The organism is Halopseudomonas sp. MFKK-1 (genome assembly GCF_027474385.1).
GTDB classification, from domain to species: domain Bacteria; phylum Pseudomonadota; class Gammaproteobacteria; order Pseudomonadales; family Pseudomonadaceae; genus Halopseudomonas; species Halopseudomonas aestusnigri.
Genome location: NZ_CP114836.1, coordinates 2,961,146 through 2,984,005, shown reverse-complemented (window position 1 = coordinate 2,984,005; position 22,860 = coordinate 2,961,146). Strand labels below are relative to the sequence as shown.

Sequence of the window (22,860 nt, the reverse complement as noted above, 5' to 3'; positions counted from 1 at the left end):
TAGCCCATGAACCAAAACGACAAGTTTACCCAGGCCGGCAAAACAGCGGTCATGCAGAACATTCAGGGCATCATCGGCTTTCTGCTTGGCTACCCGCCCTTTAATCTGATGGAGCAGGGTCATCTGGCTTGGCTGGTGGAGCACGCCCAGCTGCGTTTTTTTGCCGCTGGCGACCCCATTCTCCAGCCCCAGGATGGCCCCGTTCAACACTTCTTCATCGTCAAGCAGGGTTTGATTCGCGGTGAACGCGTAATCTCCGGCAACGACGAGCCCGATACCACATTTGAAATCGGTACCGGCGAGTGCTTTCCGCTGGCGGCCCTTCTGGGGGAGCGGGCTACGCGCACCCTTCACCGCGCAGCAGAGGACAGTTTCTGTCTGACGATCAACCGCGACGACTTCGTTACCCTTTTCAGCCAGTCAATGCCGTTCAGGGACTTCGCCCTGCGCGGTGTCAGCAGCCTGCTTGAACAGGTGAATCAACAGGCTCAGAAACAGGCGAGCGAAACCCTGGGAGCGCATTACTCCCTGGATACCAGGCTGGACAGCCTGATCGGGCGCGAACCTATCTGCTGCCCACCAGAGACCAGCATTCGCAATGCAGTCAAGCAGATGCATGAAGCCGGGGTCGGCAGTATCGTCATCATAGATCCGCAGCAGGCGCCGGCGGGTATTTTCACTCTGCGCGACCTGCGCGCACTGATTGCCAATGATGCCGCTGACCTGAACAACAGCATTGCGACCGTGATGACACCGCAACCAGCTGCGCTCCCCTCCTCCGCCAGCGCGTTCGACGCAGCCATCGCGATGACCAGACGGCATATTGCACACATCTGTCTGGTCGATGATGGCAAGCTGGTTGGCGTTGTCTCCGAGCGGGACCTGTTCTCGCTGCAACGGGTCAACCTGGTGCACCTGGCCCGCACGCTGCGTCAGGCCGAAAGCATCCAACGGCTGCGTGACTTGCGCAGCGACATTCACCAGTTGGTCGACAGCATGCTGGCACACGGCGCATCCTCCGGGCAGATCACCCGCATCATCACCCTGTTCAACGATCACACGGTGTGTCGTGTCATCGAGCTCAGCCTGGAGGAACACGGCGATCCTGGTATACCGTTCAGTTGGCTGTGCTTTGGCAGCGAAGGACGCCAGGAGCAGACCCTGCATACCGATCAGGATAACGGCATGCTGTTCAGCGCAGCATCGGGCGCAGAGGCCGATGCGCACCGCGAACGTCTGCTGCCGCTGGCCCGCCATATCAATAATGCACTCGCCGAATGCGGCTTTACCCTGTGCAAGGGCAACATCATGGCCAGCAATCCGGAGCTGTGTCTGTCCGCCCAGGAATGGCGGGACAAGTTTTCACGTCTGGTACGCAGCACCACGCCGGCCAACCTCCTTAGCTCTTCGATTTATTTCGATTTCCGGGTCGTATGGGGCGATAAACGCGGCCCGGAACAGCTCTTTGCCGAAGTCTTGCGCCAGATCGGCGGCAACACGCTGTTCCAACAGCAGATGGCGCAAAACGCCCTGCTCAACCGGCCACCTATTGGCCGCCTGCGTGACTTTGTAGTGGCGCGCAGCGGCGCCGAGAAAGACACGCTGGATACCAAGGTGCAGGGGTTGAGTCCCTTTGTGGATGGCGCCCGACTGCTGGCACTGGCCAATGGTATCAGCGTCACAAACACCCTTGAGCGCCTGCAGCAACTGCGCGAACGCAGGGTGCTCGACCCCCAGGATGCCGACGCCTATATCGAGGGCTATCAGTTCATTCAGTTGGTACGGATGCAGCAGCACCAGCAGCAGGAACGCGATGGCAAGACATTCAGCAACCGGCTGGACCCGGACACGCTCAACCAGCTCGACCGTCGCATTCTTCGTGAATCGTTCCGCCAGGCCAAGCGGCTGCAGGCCAGTCTGGCCTTGAGGTATAACCTGTGAACCCTCTCTCCTGGCTGGGCATTCGCCGCCGCGGGCTATCGCCAGCACAGCAGCAGCGGCTCGACGCACTGCCTGCCCCGCAACCACTGGATGATACCCCGCTGGATGATTGTCGCTTTGTGGTGGTGGATCTGGAGACCAGCGGGCTGAACGTCAACCGCGACCGTATTCTGTCGGTCGGCGCAGTGGTGATCGAACATGGCCTGATTGACCTGGGCAGCCAGTACGAATGCACCCTCTACCAGGAAAACCACCGTGTTACCGAGTCGGTACTGATTCACGGCATCGCCCCCAGTGCGGTGGCAGACGGCGTAGCGCCTGCTGACGCCCTGCTGGACTTCATGGACTTTGCCGGCACCTGCATCTTCGTGGCCTTCCATGCCGCCTTCGACCATCGCATGCTGCAGCGCGGCCTGCGTGACGAGCTGGGCCACCGGTTGCGACACCGCTTTGTTGATGTTGCCGAGCTGGCCCCCATGCTCTGCCCTGCCGGGGGGCGCAGGCAAAGCCTCGACGAGTGGCAACAGCACTTCAAGGTCGTCAATCAGCAACGTCATCATGCTGCTGCTGATGCACTGGCAACGGCCGAGTTGATGCTGATTCTGTTGTCACTGGCACGCCGGGAAAAACTTGAAACCCTGGCAGACCTGGATTCCCGCCTGCGTCACTGGCGCCGCTTGCGACAGGCTCGAATCGGCGCGATGTAGCGCGACAACCGGTATTTTGCCGTCATTTTGCGCCACTAAATCCGCTTTTATCGACAAGCAGCTCTGGCAAATGGCACTGATTCTTGATAGCGTGCGCGCCCTCACCGAATCACCCATCCCTATCCGGAGCATTCCATGAACAGACACGCCTGGCTGAAGTCATCTGTTGCCTTGGCCGTCACCCTCGCCGCCAGCAGCGTCAGCGCCAATGGCCTGAGCATCAACGAACAAAGCGCCAGCGGCATGGGAACTGGATTTGCAGGACGCTCATCCGCCGCCGAAGACGCCAGCACCCTGTTTGGTAACCCGGCCGGCATGTCCAGGCTGGACAGAACCGAGGTCAGTGGTGGCTTTGCTACCATTTTCGCTTCTACCGATATTGATGACGCTCAGGGTTTCGCCTCGGGCACCAATAAGGGCGACATGGTTCCGACGGCAACCATTCCGTTCGCCTACCTGGTAACCCCGCTGAACGACCACTGGCACGCCGGCATCGGCGTTTACGCCCCCTTCGGCGTGATCAGCGATTATGAGAAAGGCTTCCAGGGACGCTCGCATGGTCTGTATAGCATGGTTCAGGTCGTTACCCTGCAGCCCACTCTGAGCTACCAGGTCAACGACCGTGTATCCGTCGGCTTTGGCCCGACCATCAACCGTATCAGTGGCAAATTGACCAGCCAACCGCTTGCGGCGCTGGGCAGCGATGCCAAAGTCAACATCAAGGGTGATGACACCGGCTACGGCTTCAACGCTGGGGTGCTGGTGCAGGTTACCGATCAGGTGCGCTGGGGCCTGACTTACCACTCGGCCATCGACTTCGGCCTCGAAGGCCGCACTCGGTTCAGCGGCTTCAACCCGCAAATCGGGCCTGACGGCAGCTACGACGCCGCGCTGGACATCACCATGCCCGAATCGATCGACACCTCCATCACCTGGGAACTGGATGACCGTTGGACCGTTTACGCCGGCAGCACCTGGACCCGCTGGAGCCGTCTGGACAAGATCGTGGTTGAGAACAGCGGTTTGCTGGCACCCTACCAGCCTAACTTCGGCAGCATTGAAGAACAAATGAAGTGGGACGACATCGTCTCCTGGGCGGTTGGTGCATCCTACCAACTGAACCCGCAATGGGTTCTGCGTGCCGGCTTCACGTCCGATCCGTCACCAACCAACGACACCCACCGCACCGTGCGTATCCCGGTATCGGACCGCAAGGTCTTCTCGGTAGGCGCCGGCTGGGATGTTACACCAGACCTGACGCTGGATATCGCGTACTCCTACCTGCGTGAAGCCAAGGGTGAGATCAACACCGCGGACTACACCGCCGAGTTCCGCAACCAGGCACACGGCCTGGCAACTCAGGCCACCTGGCGCTTCTGATCGACAGGCAATAAAAAACGCCCCGCATGATGCGGGGCGTTTTTGTTTCAGTGCTGCTGATCAGTGATCAACCGCAGCGCCTGCTCCACGCGGGATACGAATATCCTCGATCAGGTGCTGGATCTTCTCCGGCGGCGCCTTGGTTACGGATGCAACCAGTACTGCAGCGACGAAGTTGAAGATCATACCCAGGGTACCGATACCTTCCGGAGAAATACCGAACCACCAGTCGTCTGCGGTCGCAGTCGGGTTGATGAACTTGTAGTAGACGATATAGCTGAAGGTGAAGGTCAGACCGACAATCATCCCCGCGATAGCGCCTTCCTTGTTCATCTTCTTCGAGAAAATACCCATGACGATGACCGGGAAGAACGAGGCCGCCGCCAGGCCGAACGCGAAGGCGACCACCTGCGCCACGAAGGCCGGTGGGTAGATCCCGAACAGACCGGCAATGGCGATGGCGACACCCGCCGCAACCCGGGCAGCGCCGCAGCCAGACCACCCGCTGCAATCAGCGCAACCACCCAACCGGGCAGATCGGCAATTTCCGGGTTGGCCAGAACCATGATGTCGCGGTCCACGTACAGCTCGGTGGCAGCAGCAGTCGGCTCGTTGCTGATCAGACGCTCACCGTTGGCACCACGCTCATCAGTAAACTTAGGAGCGCCAACGAACGGCGCGCCCGGGCCGTACTGAATCACGCCATCGTTGTTCTTGTCCTGCCACGCGATCAGACCGGCATTTTCCCAGGTCTTGAGCCAGGTCGGCACCTGTTCGTAAGCGACGTTCGGCACCGAGGTCAGCAGATTGGTGCGAGCAAACGCAGCAACCGCCGGCGCAGTAGTGTAGAGAATCGCGATGAACAGCAGCGCGTAACCGGCCGATTTACGGGCATCACGCACGGTCGGTGTGGTGAAGAAACGAACGATAACGTGGGGCAGACCGGCAGTACCAACCATCAGCGCCATGGTGATGAAGAACACGTCAATGGTCGACTTGGACCCGTCAGTGTATGCCCCAAAACCCAGCTCAGCGCCCAGACCGTTCAGGCGTTCCAGCACCGATTGCCCGGTTCCGGTAACCTCGCTGCCAAAGCCCAGTTGCGGGATCGGGTTGCCGGTAATCAGCATGGAGATGTAGATGGCGGGAACCATGTAGGCGAAGATCATCACGCAGTATTGCGCCACCTGGGTATAGGTGATGCCCTTCATGCCGCCGAGAACGGCGTAGAAGAACACGATGGCCATGCCGATCACGACGCCGGTGTTGATATCCACTTCCAGGTAACGGGAGAACACGATGCCAACACCGCGCATCTGGCCTGCCACGTAGGTAAAGGAAATGAAGATCACACAGATCACCGCCACCACCCGCGCGGTTTGTGAGTAGTACCGCTCGCCAACAAACTCCGGCACGGTAAACTTGCCGAACTTGCGCAGGTAGGGTGCCAGACACATAGCCAGCAGCACATAGCCACCGGTCCAGCCCATCAGGTAGACCGAGCCATCGAAGCCGGTGAAGGAAATGATACCGGCCATGGAGATGAAGGATGCCGCAGACATCCAGTCAGCCCCGGTAGCCATACCGTTGGCAATCGGGTGCACGCCCTTGCTCGCCACGTAGTACTCGCTGGTGCTGCCCGCACGAGACCAGATGGCAATGGCGATATACAGCGCGAAGGTCGCGCCGACGAACAGATAGATCAGAGTTTGGGTATCCATCGCAGGGATCCTGTTCTTATTCTTCGTGGAAGTCGTACTTGCGATCGAGCTGGTTCATCTTCCAGACGTACACGAAGATGAGCACCACGAAGGCGTAGATGGAACCCTGCTGGGCAAACCAGAACCCCAGCGGGAAGCCGAAGAACTGGATGGCGTTGAGCTGGTCTACGAACAGCACGCCGGCACCGAAGGAAACCACAAACCAGACGACCAGCAGGGTCAGCATGAGTTTGAGGTTTTCACGCCAGTAACCGCGCGCTGCCTCTTCTTTTGACATGGACATTAGCGTCTCCATTGTTGTTATTACGCCAGTAACGGTAGCACCGGGATGCGCTGGTGAAGAGTAAGACTTTGGTAGAACGGACGTTCAGGATCGCAAAACATAACCTTGAAAACACATAAACTTATAAATATAAAGCACTGATTTTTATTGTCTTTAATAAATAAAGAAATAAAAATGACCAACCTATTAGACTAAAGACACGCCCTGGGCAGTAAGCCTTGAATACACGGAAAACGCCCACACTGGCAGACATCGTCTAGAGTGAAGGAACACCACTGGAGCGGAGACAGCCATGAAACACGTTGCTTTGTTGCTCACCAGCCTGTTTCTTTCGGCTCAGGCCATGGCGTTGTCGCTGTCCGACCTTACCCAACAGGACACCGCAACCGCCATGAAGGAGGCGCTGACCCAAGGCGCGCAGCTGGCCGTCAGCGAACTTGGCAAGCCCGGCGGGTTCAGCAACAACCCGGATGTGCGCATCGAACTGCCCGGCAAGTTGGGTAGCGCTGCACGCACGCTGAAAATGATGGGAATGGGGAACCAGATCATCGCGCTGGAAAACAGCATGAATCAGGCCGCAGAGGCCGCGGTGCCCCAGGCGCAATCCATTCTGGTTAACGCCATCAGCCGGATGAGCCTGACAGACGCCAAGAGTGTCCTCACCGGCGGTAACGACTCGGCAACCCAGTATCTCGAACGCAGCAGCCGAGAAGAAATTCGCGCCCTGTTCCTTCCGGTGGTAAAGCAGGCCACCGACCAGGTTGGCGTAGCCCAGCAATACAACGCATTTGCCTCTCAGGCAGCAGGGTTTGGCGTTGTCGACGCCAACGCGACCAGCGTCGAGACCTACGTCACCGAAAAGGCGCTGGACGGCCTGTTCGAGATGATTGCCCAACAGGAAGCAACTATTCGCAGCAACCCGGCAGCGGCGGCCACCAGCATGGCACGCAAGGTATTCGGCGCTCTGTAATGCGCGACAGCCTGGCGTTATACCCGGTTGCCACGCCCTACCTGTTTGACATGAGCAACAAGGCGTTCGGCGATGTCATTTAGAGGCAGAACCTCAGTGACGCCCCCTAGCCGAATCGCTTCCTTCGGCATCCCAAACACCACACAGCTGTCCTCATCCTGAGCGATGGTCAGCGCGCCGCGCTGCTGCATGGTAAACATCCCCTGCCCTCCATCCTTGCCCATTCCAGTCAACAACACGCCGGTGGCGCTGGCACCGCAGGTCTGCGCCACCGAGTCGAACATCACATCGACCGATGGCTTGTGCCGGTTCACCGGCTCGGCGTCAGAAAGCTTGCACACCAAATCCGCCCCGTAACGCTCGACCAGCAGGTGCCTGTCACCGGGCGCAAGATACGCATGCCCTGGCAAAATCCGTTCGCCACCCTTTACCTCCTGGACCCGCAGGCGAGAAAGCCGGTCAAGGCGGGCCGCGTAGGAGGTGGTAAAACCAGGCGGCATGTGCTGGGTCATCACGATACCCGGCATCCCCACTGGCAGCCGTTCGAGGACCGCACGAATAGCTTCGGTACCGCCAGTGGATGCGCCAATGGCGATGACATGCTCGGTGCCCTGATAGTCAATCTGTTTGGGCAAGGCCGCCTTGCCGCTGGAGGCCGGGCCAGCCCGCTTCACCCGAGCCTGCGCAGCGGCCCGGAGTTTGTCCAGCAAGGTGTCGCGGTACTCTTCCAGCCCCTTGCGGATATCCAGCTTGGGTTTGGCAATAAAATCCACCGCCCCCAGCTCAAGTGCCCGCAGGGTCGCGTCAGCCCCATCCTCGGTCAGCGTAGACACCATCACCACCGGCGTCGGCCTGGCTTTCATCAGCTTGGACAGGAAGGTCAGACCATCCATCCGCGGCATCTCGATATCGAGGGTGATCACATCCGGCGCGAACTGGTTAACCAGATCACGCGCGGCGTAGGCATCATTTGCGGTCCCGACCAACCTGAAACCTGGCGCGGTCCGAATCAGCTCACCGAGGACCTGGCGTATCAGCGCAGAATCATCGACCACCAGAACCGATATCGTCATCATCTACTCCCGGAACAGGTCCACACTGCCTGAGGCTACTTCCTGCTTGACCCGCATACGGTACTCACGCTCCCGCTCGAAAATCGTATCGTTCTTGATGGTGACAATCCGCTTGACCCAGACCTGCCCGGTCTCCGGAAAGAAATAGACCTTACGTGGAAAATCCTGCAACAGATCGGAGGCGATAACGGGAATGCGCTCGTTATCCAGATAGCGCGTTACAAATTCCGCATTACGCTTGCCTACGTCGTTGAGCTTCATCCCGCGCAGCACAGCGGCACCGCCAAAGACCTTGGCTTCCAAACGCTCCCTCCTGGCGCCCAGCTTGAGGAGCTGATTGATCAGCAACTCCATCGCATAGGCACCATATCGAGCCGACTGGGTGGGGTTGCCAGGCTCGGCCGAGCCATCCAGAGGCAACAGGAAGTGATTCATGCCGCCGATACCGTTGACCCGGTCTCTGATACATGCGGCGACGCAGGAGCCCAGTACGGTGACAATCACCTCAGGCTGGCTGGTAGAGTAATACTCTCCCGGCAGAATCTTGGTCGCCTGCCGCTCAAAATGACGATCGTAATACTGATTTATCGCCATCTCTGCCAAACTCATCGGCTTCTCCCAACCGGAGCGTAAACGGTCCTGTCCACCAGCCTGACCAGGCTGCCTGCATTAGTAAAACTTTCCGAGTGGCCGGCTATGTAGAGCCCGTCATCGGTGAGCATGGGGATCATCCGCTCCAGCAGTTTTCCCTGCGTTGGTTTATCAAAATAAATCATCACATTACGGCAGAAAATAATGTCGAATGGCGCCTGAACCGACCACTGGCTAGCCAGCAAATTGAGTGTCCTGAACTCAATAAGGCGCTGCAGCTCCCTGCGCATCCTGACCATCCCGGCCTGCCCTGAACCTGCCTTGCCACGCAGGCAGAACTGCTTGAGTCGCTCGGCCGACAAGCCGGCACAGCGCTCCTGGGTGTATATGCCCAGCTGCGCGTGCTGCAACACCTGGCTGTCGATATCGGTAGCAATAATCGAAACCGGCGGATTGCTGCCCAGCGCTTCCAGCGCGACCATCGCCATCGAATATGCTTCCTCGCCTGTGCTGGCAGCCGCGCACCACAGCCTGAAGCGGCGCCCCTGCCCGGCCTTCTCACGCAGAAAACGCTCCAGCACTACAAAATGATGCGGCTCGCGAAAGAACGACGTCAGATTCGTGGTCAGGGCATTGACGAAGTGCTCTTGCTCCTCGTCATGTGCTTGCAGATAACGCAAGTAATGGCCTATCGAATTCAGCCGCAGCGCACGCAAACGCCTGGCCAGGCGGCTGTAGACCAACTGAAACTTGCTGTCGGCCAGACTGATGCCAGTTCGGGCATACAGCATTTTGCGCACAGCTTCGAAGTCCTCCCGGCAGTACTCGAACTCGCGCTCGGGTTGATCCGTCCTTGTCGTCACGGCGCATCACCCTGTCAGAAGGATTCCCAGTCGCTGTCATCATCGCGCTCCGGTGCATTCAGTTTTTTCCCGGATCTGGGCTTGCTGCTCCTGTCGTCGGTCTTGCGTTCAGCAGCAACCTTGGACTGCTTGCCCGCGGCCATTTCCTTACGCACCGGCGCTATGTGCACCAAAGGCGCTTGATCACTCTCGTTCTGGTCAAGCTTGAACGCACCGATCTGACGCTGCAGCCCCTCGGTCTGCGAGCGCAGACTCTCGGCGGCCGCCGCGGCCTGCTCGACCAGCGCGGCATTCTGCTGGGTCATCTCGTCCATCTGGCTAACCGCCGTGTTGACCTCCTCAATCCCGCTGGCCTGTTCTACCGAGGCCGCGGCGATTTCCGCCATGATGTCATTAACCCGCTTGATGGCGGTTACGATCTCAGTCATCGTTTCACCGGACTTGTTAACCAGGGTATTACCACCTTCGATCTTGGACACGGAGTCGGAAATCAGCTGCTTGATGTCCTTGGCCGCTTCAGCCGAGCGCTGCGCCAGAGTCCTCACTTCGGTGGCGACCACCGCGAACCCACGGCCCTGCTCGCCAGCTCGCGCAGCTTCGACAGCAGCATTGAGTGCGAGGATGTTGGTCTGGAAGGCAATGCCGTCGATGACCCCGATGATGTCACTGATCTTGCGCGCCGACTCGTTGATGGATTCCATGGTGGTGACTACCTGACGAATCAGGTCACCGCCTTCAGTCGCAATATCAGTTGCCTGCTCGGCCAGCACATTGGCTTGCTTGGCATTGTCGGTATTGGTCCTGACCGTCGAGGTCAGTTGCTCAATGCTGGACGCCGTTTCCTCCAGGCTGGATGCCTGCTGCTCGGTACGGCTCGACAGGTCGGCGTTCCCCTGGGCAATCTCACTTGAGGCAGTCATGATGGTGCTCGAGGCGCCGCGAATTTCGCCAATCATGGCGGACAGGTTGTCTGTTGTGCGGTTACAGAAGTTTTTCAGTTCAAGGAAGGTACCTTCGTACTCAGCGCTGACCTTCTCGGTGAGGTTGCCTTCGGCAATGGCGCCCAGTACCCGGGCAATATCCTTCAGGCCCTTGTCCGAGGTTTCCATCAACTGATTCAGACCGTTGGCCAGTTCGAGGAAAAACCCCTGCCTGCCCTCGCTGGCAATGCGCTGGGAAAAGTCGCCGGCAGCGGCTGCAGCCACCAGACTGGTTACCGCATCAGAGGCTTTCAGTTCGTCTGTTCGATCCAGCCACTCCACTACCGTACCAAGGCGACTGCCATCCGGAGCAAAGACCGGATTGGCTATCAGCCCAAAGGTGTTGTCACCAAGCTCTATCTGTGCGCGATGCGTGCCCTGGAGGCTGCTGAGCAGATGCATCTGATGTGACGGATTCTTGTGGAAGCGGTCAATACTGCCCCCAAGTACCTTATCAACAGCAAAGGCTGGCAAGTCGCGTTTTATTTGCGCTTCAGAGCGCCGCAGCATCGATTCCACAGCCTTGTTCATGTACACAACATCACGGTTCTCATCGGCGATCATGATGTTGTTGCTGGAATTATCTACCGCCTGGCGAATGCGGGTGTTGAAGATGGCCAGCTTCTCGGCCTCCAGCTCCCGGGTCCGATCCTTCCACTCAACCACCGTCCCCAGACGCTCGCCGGTTTCGCTGAAAATCGGATTGGCGATCAGACCAAACGTGTTACGCCCGAGGGTAATCTGCGCACGATGCGTGTCCTGCAAACGACTGAGCATGCCCATCTGATGTGCCGGATTCTTGTGAAAGCGGTCGATGCTGCCACCCAGCACGGTTTCGGCGGAAAAGCCGGGAAGGTCCTTGCGGATCTCGTCTTCGGCATCACGCAGCATCTGCAGCACCGCATCGTTCATGTACACCACGTTGCGCTCGCCGTCAGCAATCATGATGTTGGTGTTGGCATTATCAACCGCCTGACGGATACGCGTGTTGAACGAGTCCCGATCAACCCGCGCAGCGACGTTTTCCTGCAAGCGTTCAAGCAAGGTCATGACGCTGTCAGACGCCTCTGCACTGGCCTGAACCCGTTGCAGTATCTGACAGATCAAGCTGCGTAGCTCTCTCGGCTCAGCACCCAGCTTCATGCGAATGCTGTTTAGCCCGCCCAGCCCAACGGCAATACCAGCCAACCCACCAACCAATGCGATCACCAACCAGGCGGTCAGCGCAGGTGGCCCACCGACGCCTGCCAGCGCCAGCAAGGCGGCAACGGCTGTCACAGCACTGGGTAGTACCGCTGACAGCATGACAACGCGAAACGAAGGTAACTGTTGCATGTAACTCTCCTCCAGGTGCCAGGCTTACCGAGCAATGCCCCGGACGTCCTGTTCCTTGGTTGTGGCAGACGCAATCGTTGTTTCAGGTTTCCATTTTCTTCAGCGCAGCATCGACCAGTCCCAGCTCGCTGCTGGTAACCAGGGCCTCGATATTGACGAGAATGACCATACGGCCGCCTACCTTTGCCAGCCCCATCAGAAAGCGGCTATCAAAGGCAACGCCAAACTCCGGTGGCGGCCGCCGCTGAGATGCGGTCAGCGCAATGACGTCCGATACGCTGTCGACGACGATGCCAACCATTCGCTCATTGATCTGCAGAACAATGACGATGGTGAACTCGTTGTACGTCGCCTCACCGACATCAAATTTGATACGCAGGTCAACGATGGGCACGATGTCCCCGCGCAGGTTGATGACCCCCTTGATGTAGGCCGGGGCCTTGGCAATCTTGGTCACGGACTCATATCCGCGTATTTCCTTCACTGCCATGATGTCGATGGCGTAATGCTCGTCACCTAGCACGAAGGTAAGAAACTCGCTGGCAGGACCGTCGTTGTCCGCCTTGCCAGCAGCCTGATCTTTCTGCCCGCTCATGCGATCTCCTCGTCCAGTGTCGGTACGACATCGGCCAGCGACTCGACGTCGAGAATCAGCGCGACGCTGCCGTCGCCCATGATCGTGGCTCCGGCCGCGCCAGGAACCCGCTTGTAGTGCTGCTCGAGACTCTTGATCACAACCTGTTGCTGGCCAACCAGCTCATCAACCAGCAGGCCATAGCGCCGCTTGCTGGTTTCGATCAGTACCACAATGCCGTCTGCCGGTGAGGTGTGCTGCGGCACGGCGTCCATAACCTGATACAGCGGCAGCACCGGCCAAAACTGATCACGCACATGGAGTAGCGCGCTACCGGCCAGCTGTTCGATGTTTTCAGGATAGGGACGCATGGACTCGATGATGCTGACCAGAGGAATGATGAAGGTCTGGTCACCAACCATGACGCCCATGCCGTCGACAATCGCCAGCGTCAGCGGCAGAGTGATGGTGATAGTGGAACCTTGCAGGGCACGGCTGGCGATATTGACCCGTCCACCCAGTTGCTGAATATTGCGTCGAACCACGTCCATACCGACGCCACGACCGGACACATCGGTAACGACTTCGGCGGTAGAAAAGCCGGGCTGGAATATCAGATCCCAGACATCGGCGTCGTTCATGTCATCATTGACGCTAAGACCGTTTTCGCGAGCCTTGGCCAAAATCCGTTCGCGATTCAGCCCCGCACCATCGTCGTCAATGCAAATCTGAATTGTGCCGCCCCGCTGGGCTGCACTAATGGTGATGGTGCCGGTTTCCGGCTTGCCACGATCGCGACGCACATCCGGTCGTTCAATGCCATGGTCGATACTGTTGCGCACCAGATGGGTAAGCGGATCTACCAGCTTTTCAATCAGCCCCTTATCCAGTTCCGTGTGCTCGCCTTCCAGCACCAGTTCAACCTGTTTTTCCAGCTTTCGGGCAAGGTCACGCACCACCCGCGGAAACCGATTAAAAACGAAGGAAACCGGCATCATCCGAATGGACATGACCGACTCCTGTATCTCCCGGGTATGGCGTTCAAGCTCCGCCAGCACTGAGCCGAGGCGCGAATTGCTGCCACCCAGATCGTCGCCGAGTACCTTGAGCATCGATTGGGTAATAACCAGTTCGCCGACCAGGTTGATCAATGAATCAACCTTCTCCACATCGACGCGAATGGTGGACGACTCACCTGCTGCAGCCTTTTTGACCGGGTTGCCATCCCTTCCCGACGCGCCTGCCACCTGCGCCGCGCTCAACGCGGCCGTGTCGGTATCGGCTGCCTCGAACAGGCCCCAGCCGGCCTCGTCCGACGCTTGAGCAACGGCGGGCGGGTCAAAGAAGCCGAAGTCATCGTCTGCCTCTGCGTCGGTGGTGGCCGGCTGGTCAAAGAAACCAAAGCCGTCATCTTGCGGTTCGTCAGCTACTGCCACTCCCAATATCGATTCGAGCAGACTGGTAGTGCGCTCGACTTCTGGCCAGTCGATGTCCTGCTGGTTGCGATAGCTGTCTAGCACCTGTCGCAGGCAATCGATCACGCCAAGAAACTGATCTACAAGATCGTTACTGAGCGGACGCTGCCCTTTGCGCACCTGATCCAGCAGGTTTTCCATGATGTGAGTAATCTGACCGAGGGCATCAAATCCGAAGATGCCGCTGGCGCCCTTGATGGAATGCGCCGCACGAAATATGCAATGCAGGTCTTCCGGTTCCGGGTTATCGACCGACATCGACATGAGCAGGCGCTCCATCGTGTCGATGTGTTCCTGACTCTCTTCGAAAAACACTGAGTGAAACTGATTCAGTTCGACACTCATGATGATCTCCGCAGCCGGCGCAGGTTCAGGGCAGAACCTTGGACGCGACCGCCAGCAGCTTGGCAGGGTCGAACGGCTTGACCATCCAGCCGGTGGCTCCGGCTGCCTTGCCCTGGCTCTTCATGTCATCACTGGCTTCGGTGGTCAGCACCAGGATTGGGGTTCGACTGTAGGCCCCCATTGAACGTAGTTTCCTGATCAGTGTAAGGCCGTCCATACGCGGCATATTTTGATCGGTCAGGACACAATCAAACCGGCTACGCTCGCACAGATCCAGCGCAGCCTGGCCATCGTTTGCAGCCGTTACCTCATAGCCTGCGGTTCTGAGCGTGTGCTCGACCATCTGCCGAATCGATGCGGAATCGTCGACGACCAGAATGTGCTTTGCCATACTGCTTTATCTCCCGATGTCGATAACCAATAGGTTGCAAAATTGGTGTTAGAACAGCTCTACCTCTCCACTGGCCATTGAGTTCTGACTGACCGGGCTGGCACGAAATGCAGTTAATTGCGCACCGATTCGTTCAAGTTCAGCGACCAGCTCCTCGCCCTCCAGCCTGGACAGCGCGGAGGCGACCTCCTGCATCAGCGCCATGCGACTGATCACGTATCCGGCTGTCTGCGTAGTGATGTCTTCAAATTGCAGACCGCGGGTGGCGCGCTCGGACGCATCAATCAACTGCAACGCCAGACTGTCGATTTCGTTAGTGAGCGCGCGATCACGCTCTGCCATCTGCTGAAGGGCGGTTATAGATTGCTCTGCCTTATGTCGAGAATGCGTCAGCCAGTCCATGTCCTGACTTGCGATATCGCCCATGTGCTTGCTGAGGTGCACCACTGCATTTTCGATCGCGCCCAGCTTGCTCTTGATTTCGTCACTGAAAAGCGTAGAACGCCGCGACAGGTTGCGCACCTCATCCGCCACCACAGCAAAACCTCGGCCGTGCTCACCAGCACGTGCTGCTTCAATGGCAGCATTGAGCGCCAGCAGGTTGGTCTGGCCAGCGATCTGGTCAATCTCGTGCACCGCCTTCATCAGCTCGGGCATCTGGTCAGCGATTTCAGTCACTTTGCTGACCAGTTCGGAGAGATCCTCACCAACGCTCGCAGCATTACGAATCACCGTATCCAGTGTTTCCGTGGTGTGCTCGGCAAAACTGTCGAGGCTGGAATGGGTATCACCGGCAGCGCCGTGCGGCAGCATCTTGCGCACAGCCCGCTGCTGGCTCGCGAGCAGTTCGTGAATATCGGTGAAGGCCTGTCTAATCAGGCCCACACCATCGGTAATCACTGCAGACATCGCCTGCAACTGTTGCCGGTAAAGCTCAAGCTCGGGCGGCTGCAGGCGTCCCAACTCGCTCAACGCACGCATCTCGGGCTGAGCACCCGAATGTATCGAGCCGTCCGGCGCGTTAACATCAGGCCCGGAGCGACCAATCAGCGACAGGCATAGCCCCGCAGAAACACCCAGCGCGACCACAACCGCCAACCACCCCGGCCCCACCAGAGCAACAGCCACCCCTGCGACGAACGCAATAACACTGGAGATGAGAATGGAGCGTTGAACCGCAGATTGTGATCTCGTACTCATGAAACGTTTCCTGTTTCAACATCTGCAACGGGGCCGTCACGGGCGCGTCCTGTCCGGTCGACGTTCTGTGTCGATACTGGACAGGTTTCGATCAATTGGGAGAGGAACGACTTGATGACTGTTGGCCTGCATCCCTTCAAGTTCAAGCCTAGACGAGATGTGGCGGATGGCTAGTTGATACCAGAAAACCTGCTGACAAGATCTTTGCAAGATATTGATAAGACTAAATATTTTTATGCACCAATGATCAGAAAGGGTAAACCGGACAGCAAACGCTGCCCGGTTGAGCTTGTCAGGAGCGCAGGAGGGTAGCCAGTGCAGACAGCGCTGCGCTTGTCATCTCATAGGTAAACTCATTACTGGCAATCGGGTGTGAGGCAGTCCGAACAACGGTCAGCTCAACCGCTGGATTGATATGTATCAGTTGCCCATGCACCCCCATGGCTTCATACACGCCATCGGCGTTGTGACTGATCCACCACTGGTTGTGATAGGAATAGCCGTCCATGCCACGCCGTCCGAAATCGGCAAAGGCGTCACGATCCGCACCACGCTGCAAATCCTCGATGATTGCGGCGGGAATGATCTGCTGACCGTTCCACTTTCCGCCATTGCGCATCATCTCGCCGAAACGGGCGAGGTCTCGCAAAGTCGCATTCAGCCCCGCACCAGCCCATTCGGTACCCGTCGGGTCGAGCAGCAACAGCGCGTCCTCCTCTGCCCCCAGTTTGCTCCAGATGCGCTCACCAATATGGGTCGCCACATCCTTGCCGCTGTCGCGGCGAATCAGCCAGCCCAGAACCTCGGTGTGAACCGTGCGATACGCGAAATAACGGCCGTGCTCGCGGGCTGCACCGATGGTCGGCAGGTAATCATAGAGACGGGTTGGTCCGGTCCATTGCGGTGACTGGGTAATGCCCGCGGCCAGGCCGTAGTACTTCACATCCGAGGTGCCGTCAGCGTAGACCTCGGAGTACTTGATGTCCGCTGTCATATCCAGCACCTGCTGAACGCTGGCACCACGCCAACCGGAACTGGCCAGTTCAGGAATCAGGTCAGTCACCTGGGCGTTCGGATCCATAACGTCCTCGGCGATCAGCATCGCCGCCACCAGACCGGTGAACGACTTGGTCACCGACCAGAGCATGTGCGGGCTGAGCGGATCGGGCTGATTGGGATACTGCTCATAGATCACCTTGCCGCGGTGCAGAATGATGCAGGCGTCCGCATAGCTGCACGAAAGAAACTCGCTAAAGTCGATTTCGCTGCCGTCATTCAATGTGATACTAAGCGCGTCGATCTGAGCGGTCAGATCGGCACCGCGAGGCAACTCACTGGTAGCACCACTGCCACGCCTGATCTGACGTGAGGGCACAAGCTCGCGCATATGCTGGAACGCCCAGCGCAGCTTCGGGTACTCGACCAGGTAGTTTTCGCGGGTAACCAGCTTCTCGGGGGCCGGCGGAAAGCCCTCCATGAAACCCAGCAGCTCATAGCGAACGGTATCCGGAGCGGGGAGATCGGGTGCCACATCGGCAGCGGCATGCAGGCGACGCCCCATACCCGGTTGAAAACCATGAAAGTGTGTCATTGGGCTGTCCTGTTTTTGTTGTTTGAGCAGCCCCTCACGTTAGGAGGTCGGTGTCAGTGCAGCAAGCATCCCCTGCTGAACACTATGTTCCATCATTCAGACATTGAACGTTGGCGGCCAGTGTGGCTTGAATTCACCCACGCAGATGCGCACAATGCTGGACATTCAACCAGTATCCAATTCAAGCCATGCCCGCTTTGCTCGCGACCGACTTCTACTACCTGCGCAACTTCGAATTTGTTCTGGAGTGGGTGGGTGCGCGCTATGACGATCTGCTGAGTGAGCAGGAGCGCCGGTTTGTTCAGCATTTTCCGACTCTGCCCGAGCGCTCACGGGCGCTGCTGGTGCGCTTGATCATGCGCAAGGGCGATCATTTCCGGGTCAGCCGGCTGTGCTATGACGAGATCGGCGATATTGAGTCCGCGGCGCAGCCTCTGCTGGAGCTGAGCTGGTTGTCCGCTGAAGACCCCATCGATGTATCCAGCCTCGCCAGGCTGCTGCTCAAGACGGAATTGGCGTCACTGGATCTGGGGGTTGAACAGGCCGGCAAGCTGGGCAAGCAGACGCTGATCGATGCATTGCTGGCCGGCAATCACGCACCAAGGCCCTGGCACGCCTGGCCAGGCATCCCGACAGACAATGTCTTGAGCCTGCAGATCAGCGATCTGTGCGACCGTTTAAGGTTGCTGTTTTTCGGCAATCTGGCGCAGGACTGGAGCGAGTTCGTGCTGACCGAACTCGGCCTCCAGCAGTACGAGTCGGTGCCGTTTCCGGCCCATTCGCGCAGTTTTCATCAGCCAGGCGATGTTGACCAGTACCTCTATCTCAGGCGCTGCCGGGAGGAGCTTGAGGCCGGCGGCGACGCCATGACGATTGTCGACCAGCTCTCGCATTTCACTACCAGCAACCCCTGGATCGAACGCCGGCATCAGCGTTTGCGCTTTCAGCTTGGCCAGCAGTTGGAACGCGAGCAGCAACTGGAGCAGGCGCTGGCACTCTACCTCCAGTGCAGCCACAGCGAGGCACGCCAGCGGGCAATCAGGCTGCACGAACGGCTGGAGCAATACAAACAGGCCTACGCGCTGGCAACCACGGCTCACGCGGCGCCGCACACTGCGAGCGAGCAGCAGTTGGTCGAGCGGGCACTGAAGCGGCTGGGGCGCAAACTCCAGCAACCGGTGCCCAAGCCCGTGCCGGAGCCCGAAACGAAAACCACGCAACTGATACTGCCGGGGCCGGACCCGCAGGGTGTTGAGCTGGCTGTTGCCGCCCATCTGGCTGCGCCGGATGCACCGGTGTTCTACGTCGAGAATGCGTTGATCGGCAGTCTGTTTGGCCTGCTCTGCTGGGAGGCGATTTTTGCGCCCCTGCCCGGCGCCTTCTTCCACCCGTTCCAGAGCGGGCCAGCCGATCTGTACGACGCCGACTTTGCCGACCGTCGCGCCGCGCTGTTCGATGCCGCGCTGGCCCGGCTGGACGATGGCAGTTACCGCGAGCATATTCGCGGCATCTGGCAGCAGAAACAGGGGCTGCAGTCGCCCTTTGTGTTCTGGGGGCTGCTCGATGAGACACTGCTGGAACTGGCTTTGCAGTGCATCCCTGCCCGCCACCTGCGGCTCTGGTGTGAACGCATGCTCAGAGACATCCGCGTCAACCGCGCCGGCATGCCCGACCTGATCCAGTTCTGGCCCGCCGAGCAGCGCTATTGCATGGTCGAGGTCAAAGGGCCCGGCGATCGCCTGCAAGACAACCAGCGCCGCTGGCTGGCGTTCTGTGCCGAGCACGCGATGCCGGTTGAGGTAGTACATGTGCAGTGGGAGACGCCGTGAGCTACCAAGTTGCCGTGCGCGCGCTGTGCGAATTTACCGCCAAACAGGGCGACCTGGACCTGCGCTTTACCCCTGCGCCCACCGCGCAGGAAGGCATCGCCGGGCACCAGACCGTGGTCTCACGCCGCGGCGCAGGCTACCTCAGCGAGCTGACGCTCGCAGGCAGCTATCCCGGCTTGCTGGTAGCAGGACGGGCCGACGGCTATGACCCCGAGCAAAATCTGCTGGAAGAGATCAAGACCCACCGCGGCGACATCAGCCGCATCCCGGACAACCATCGGGTGCTGCACTGGGCGCAGGCCAAGGTCTACGGCTGGCTACTGTGTGCCGAGCTGGAATTGGAAGAGGTCGATCTGGCGGTGGTTTACTTCAACGTGGTCACCCAAAAGGAAACCGTCTTTCGTGAGACGTTTGCCGCCGACGCGCTACGCCAGTTCTTCGCCCAGCAGTGCGACCGCTTCATCGCCTGGGCCCGGCAGGAAACCCATCACCGTGGTGCCCGCGACCAGCAGCTGCAGCAACTGACCTTCCCCTACCCCAGTTTCCGTGCCGGCCAGCGCCAACTGGCCAAGGCGGTTTACCGCGCGGCGCGTGACGGCAAGACGCTGATGACCCAGGCCACCACCGGCATCGGCAAGACGCTCGGCACCCTGTTCCCGCAGCTCAAGGCGATGCCGGAGCAGCAGGTGGATCGGCTGTTTTTTCTCACTGCCAAGACGCCCGGTCGTCAGCTCGCGCTAGACGCCCTGCAAAGCCTGCGTGCGCACAGCGAGACACCACTGAACCTGCGCGTACTGGAGCACATCGCCCGCGACAAGGCCTGCGAGCACCCGGACAAGGCCTGCCACGGAGAATCCTGCCCGCTCGCCGAAGGCTTCTACGACCGCTTGCCGGCCGCCCGTGCCGAGGCCGTTGCCGAACACTGGCTCGATCAGACCGCCGTGCGCCGCATCGCCGTGAAACACCGTATCTGCCCCTACTACCTCAGCCAGGAGCTGTGCCGCTGGTCTGATCTGGTGGTAGGCGACTACAACTACTATTTCGACATGACCGCCCTGCTCTACGGGCTGACAGTCCTCAATGACTGGCGCGTCACCGTACTGGTCGATGAAGCCCACAACCTGATTGATCGCGCCCGCGGCATGTATACCGCTGAACTGGATCAGGGCGTATTCAACACCCTGCGCAAACAGGCCCCGGCGACGCTGAAAGCACCGCTGGACCGGGTCGCCCGGCACTGGAATGCATTGCACCGCGATCAGACCGAGGACTATCAGATCTACCCGGCGATTGCCGACCTGTTCATTCTCAGCCTGCAGAAAGCCGTCAGCGCCATTACCGAACATCTGACAGACCAGCCCGATGGCAATGCCAACGCGCTGATTCTGTTCTACTTCGACGCCATGCTGTTCTGTCGTCTGGCCGAAGCCTACGGTCCGCACTCACTGTTCGACATCACCCGCCATGCCGGCGCCAGTGGCCGCCGCACCCTGTCGACCCTGTGTCTGCGCAACATGGTGCCGGCTCCGTTCCTGCAGCAGCGCTTCACCACCGCCCATAGCACCACGCTGTTTTCTGCGACCCTGAGCCCGGCCCATTACTACCGGGATCTGCTCGGGCTGCCCGAGGACAGCCAGTGGCTTGAAGTCGAGTCGCCGTTCCATGCCGATCAGCTCAGCGTCTCGGTCATCCGCAACCTGTCTACCCGCTATCAGCACCGTACTGCCAGCCTGCAACCGATCAGCGAACTGATGGCCGAGCAGTTTGCCCGCCAGCCCGGCAACTATCTGGCCTTCTTCAGCAGCTACGCCTACCTCGAACAGGTCGTGGAGAAGTTCCAGCACCTGTACCCGGATATCCCGGTCTGGACTCAGTCGCGCAGTATGAATGAGGGGGAGCGCAGCGCCTTCCTGGCGCGTTTCCATGAGCACGGCCAAGGCATCGGCTTCGCCGTGCTCGGCGGGGCCTTTGGCGAGGGCATCGACCTGCCGGGGCGTCGTTTGATCGGCGCCTTTATCGCGACCCTCGGGCTACCGCAGATCAACCCGGTCAACGAAGAAATGCGCGAGCGGCTGGAGGTCATGTTCAACGGCAGCGCTGGCAGCGGATACGAATACGCCTACCTGTATCCAGGGCTACAAAAGGTAGTGCAGGCGGCCGGACGAGTCATTCGTACAACGGAGGATCAGGGCGTGGTCTATCTGCTCGACGACCGCTTCGGCCAGCGTACGGTGCGCGAGCTGCTGCCGCGCTGGTGGAGGATCGGCACCCGCAGCCTCACATTGAACAAGATGAGTTAGAAAAAACCTCTAATTAATTGATTTAAATTTAAATACGGAAGAAATATCAGGCCATCATTCCCCCTTTAATTCGCCCGCACTGTCATGCCATTGCCACCAACGTAGCGGATTGAACGCGACACAGATGCAAGGTAACCGAGGCAGCCGCAGAGGTGTAAAAGTTGCAATTTTCTGCTCAAATCGGGTTTTCCATGGCAGGAGCCCGAGCCAATGCAGGCAAAACTTGAACAACGATCCTTTCTGCTGATGCTGGTCGTTGTAACCTTGCTGTTTCTCTATCTGCTCAAACCCTTTTTCGGCGCCGTCTTCTGGGCATGCGTGATCGCATTGCTGTTCCACCCATTGCAGCTGCGCTTGAGCAAGCGCTGGAGCGGCCGGGACAACATGGCAGCCCTGGCGACCCTGACGGTGTGCATGGCGTTGTGCATCCTGCCAGCGGTATTCGTTATCACCTCGTTTGTTCAGGAAGGCCATGCCCTTTATGAACGGGTACAGACCGGCAAGCTGGACCCGGCAGCGATCATGGAAAAGCTGAAGACCAGCTTCCCGTTGGTCGAAAGCCTGTTTCACCGTCTCAACATTGACCTGGAAGGCGTCAAGGCCCTTGCCACCAACGCCGCCGTTACCTCAAGCCGCTTCCTCGCCCAGAACGCGTTCCAGCTGGGCCAGGGCACATTGAGCTTTTTCGCCAGTCTGGCGCTGATGCTCTATCTGGCGTTCTTCCTGCTGCGCGACGGTCCAGAGCTGGTACGCATGCTGGTTCGTGCCCTGCCGCTGGGTGACGAGCGCGAATACCAGCTATTCGGGAAGTTTGCCGAGGTCACCCGGGCGACGGTCAAGGGCAACCTCGTGGTCGCCGCAGTTCAGGGCGCACTGGGCGGGCTGATCTTCTGGGCTTTGGGCATCCCCGGTGCGCTGCTCTGGGGTGTGGTAATGATGATGTTGTCGCTGATCCCGGTGGTCGGCGCCAGCCTGATCTGGGGCCCCGTCGCGATCTATCTGTTGGCAATCGGGCACTGGACCCAGGGCATTATCCTGATCGCCTTCGGCGCGCTGGTAATCGGCCTGGTCGACAACCTGCTGCGCCCGCTGCTGGTTGGCCGTGATACCAAGCTGCCGGACTATCTGGTGCTGTTGTCTACCCTCGGCGGCTTCGCCCTGTTCGGCATCAACGGCTTTGTCATCGGGCCCTTGATTGCAGCGCTGTTTATTGCCTTCTGGCAGATCTTTGCCGAGGAGTTCAACCCGCTGGCCGAAGCACCGGCACAGAAGCCGGCGCCGCAGGCCGATGACCCGCAGTAGCGGGAGCTC

Annotated in this window: 17 protein-coding genes and 1 pseudogene; 7 read left to right on the top strand and 11 right to left on the bottom strand. The window is 59.2% G+C overall.

The window, feature by feature from the left end; genetic code table 11:
- Positions 1 to 6: 6 nt before the first annotated feature.
- The 3 genes from O5O48_RS13885 (at position 7) to O5O48_RS13875 (ending at position 4,028) form a co-directional block, all read left to right on the top strand.
- Entirely contained in the window at positions 7 to 1,941 is a 1,935-nt protein-coding gene (locus tag O5O48_RS13885; RefSeq protein WP_269687320.1) for a DUF294 nucleotidyltransferase-like domain-containing protein, read from the top strand.
- Positions 1,938 to 2,648: a 3'-5' exonuclease gene (locus O5O48_RS13880; protein ID WP_228244864.1), complete on the top strand. Its 711-nt coding sequence runs from the start codon at positions 1,938 to 1,940 to the stop codon at positions 2,646 to 2,648. The genes O5O48_RS13885 and O5O48_RS13880 overlap by 4 nt, the downstream gene beginning before the upstream one ends.
- Before the next feature lie 135 nt (positions 2,649 to 2,783).
- Positions 2,784 to 4,028 carry an OmpP1/FadL family transporter gene (locus O5O48_RS13875; protein ID WP_269687319.1) on the top strand — a complete coding sequence of 415 codons (1,245 nt, stop codon included), beginning with the start codon at positions 2,784 to 2,786 and terminating at the stop codon, positions 4,026 to 4,028.
- Positions 4,029 to 4,088: 60 nt separating this feature from the next.
- Here O5O48_RS13875 and O5O48_RS13870 read toward each other — a convergent pair.
- Together O5O48_RS13870 and O5O48_RS13865 are read right to left on the bottom strand one after the other, a co-directional pair.
- A pseudogene (locus O5O48_RS13870) lies at positions 4,089 to 5,749 on the bottom strand (sodium:solute symporter family protein).
- 16 nt (positions 5,750 to 5,765) lie between these two features.
- Positions 5,766 to 6,032 (bottom strand): DUF4212 domain-containing protein, encoded by a 267-nt coding sequence (locus O5O48_RS13865; RefSeq protein WP_088274190.1) that lies wholly within the window; start codon positions 6,030 to 6,032, stop codon positions 5,766 to 5,768.
- 292 nt (positions 6,033 to 6,324) lie between these two features.
- Between O5O48_RS13865 and O5O48_RS13860 the strand changes: the two genes are divergently transcribed.
- A complete protein-coding gene (locus O5O48_RS13860) occupies positions 6,325 to 7,002 on the top strand; it encodes a DUF4197 domain-containing protein (protein ID WP_269687318.1) in 678 nt (225 codons plus the stop codon).
- A gap of 17 nt (positions 7,003 to 7,019) precedes the next feature.
- Here O5O48_RS13860 and O5O48_RS13855 read toward each other — a convergent pair whose 3' ends face one another.
- From O5O48_RS13855 to O5O48_RS13815, 9 genes are all read right to left on the bottom strand, one after another.
- Entirely contained in the window at positions 7,020 to 8,075 is a 1,056-nt protein-coding gene (locus tag O5O48_RS13855; RefSeq protein ID WP_269687317.1) for a protein-glutamate methylesterase/protein-glutamine glutaminase, read from the bottom strand.
- Positions 8,076 to 8,078: 3 nt separating this feature from the next.
- On the bottom strand, positions 8,079 to 8,684 hold the full coding sequence (gene cheD / locus O5O48_RS13850) for a chemoreceptor glutamine deamidase CheD (protein ID WP_269687316.1): 606 nt from the start codon (positions 8,682 to 8,684) through the stop codon (positions 8,079 to 8,081).
- The gene (locus O5O48_RS13845) at positions 8,681 to 9,529 is read right to left on the bottom strand and encodes a CheR family methyltransferase (RefSeq protein WP_269687315.1); all 849 of its coding nucleotides are present in this window, start codon (positions 9,527 to 9,529) and stop codon (positions 8,681 to 8,683) included. The genes cheD and O5O48_RS13845 overlap by 4 nt, the downstream gene beginning before the upstream one ends.
- Positions 9,530 to 9,543: 14 nt before the next feature.
- A complete protein-coding gene (locus tag O5O48_RS13840) occupies positions 9,544 to 11,844 on the bottom strand; it encodes a methyl-accepting chemotaxis protein (RefSeq protein WP_269687314.1) in 2,301 nt (766 codons plus the stop codon).
- 82 nt (positions 11,845 to 11,926) lie between these two features.
- A complete protein-coding gene (locus O5O48_RS13835) occupies positions 11,927 to 12,439 on the bottom strand; it encodes a chemotaxis protein CheW (protein WP_269687313.1) in 513 nt (170 codons plus the stop codon).
- Positions 12,436 to 14,238, bottom strand: a complete 1,803-nt coding sequence (locus O5O48_RS13830; protein WP_269687312.1) for a chemotaxis protein CheA — start codon at positions 14,236 to 14,238, stop codon at positions 12,436 to 12,438. The genes O5O48_RS13835 and O5O48_RS13830 overlap by 4 nt, the downstream gene beginning before the upstream one ends.
- Before the next feature lie 25 nt (positions 14,239 to 14,263).
- Positions 14,264 to 14,629 carry a response regulator gene (locus O5O48_RS13825; RefSeq protein WP_269687311.1) on the bottom strand — a complete coding sequence of 122 codons (366 nt, stop codon included), beginning with the start codon at positions 14,627 to 14,629 and terminating at the stop codon, positions 14,264 to 14,266.
- 48 nt (positions 14,630 to 14,677) lie between these two features.
- The gene (locus O5O48_RS13820) at positions 14,678 to 15,442 is read right to left on the bottom strand and encodes a methyl-accepting chemotaxis protein (protein ID WP_269688706.1); all 765 of its coding nucleotides are present in this window, start codon (positions 15,440 to 15,442) and stop codon (positions 14,678 to 14,680) included.
- 679 nt (positions 15,443 to 16,121) lie between these two features.
- On the bottom strand, positions 16,122 to 17,420 hold the full coding sequence (locus tag O5O48_RS13815) for a serine hydrolase domain-containing protein (RefSeq protein ID WP_269687310.1): 1,299 nt from the start codon (positions 17,418 to 17,420) through the stop codon (positions 16,122 to 16,124).
- A gap of 188 nt (positions 17,421 to 17,608) precedes the next feature.
- Here O5O48_RS13815 and O5O48_RS13810 point away from each other — a divergent pair, with 188 nt between their 5' ends.
- From O5O48_RS13810 to O5O48_RS13800, 3 genes are all read left to right on the top strand, one after another.
- Positions 17,609 to 19,249 carry a VRR-NUC domain-containing protein gene (locus tag O5O48_RS13810; RefSeq protein WP_269687309.1) on the top strand — a complete coding sequence of 547 codons (1,641 nt, stop codon included), beginning with the start codon at positions 17,609 to 17,611 and terminating at the stop codon, positions 19,247 to 19,249.
- The gene (locus O5O48_RS13805) at positions 19,246 to 21,549 is read left to right on the top strand and encodes an ATP-dependent DNA helicase (RefSeq protein WP_269687308.1); all 2,304 of its coding nucleotides are present in this window, start codon (positions 19,246 to 19,248) and stop codon (positions 21,547 to 21,549) included. Before O5O48_RS13810 ends, O5O48_RS13805 begins: the two co-directional genes overlap by 4 nt.
- Positions 21,550 to 21,759: 210 nt before the next feature.
- Positions 21,760 to 22,851: an AI-2E family transporter gene (locus O5O48_RS13800; protein ID WP_269687307.1), complete on the top strand. Its 1,092-nt coding sequence runs from the start codon at positions 21,760 to 21,762 to the stop codon at positions 22,849 to 22,851.
- The last annotated feature ends 9 nt before the right edge of the window (positions 22,852 to 22,860 follow it).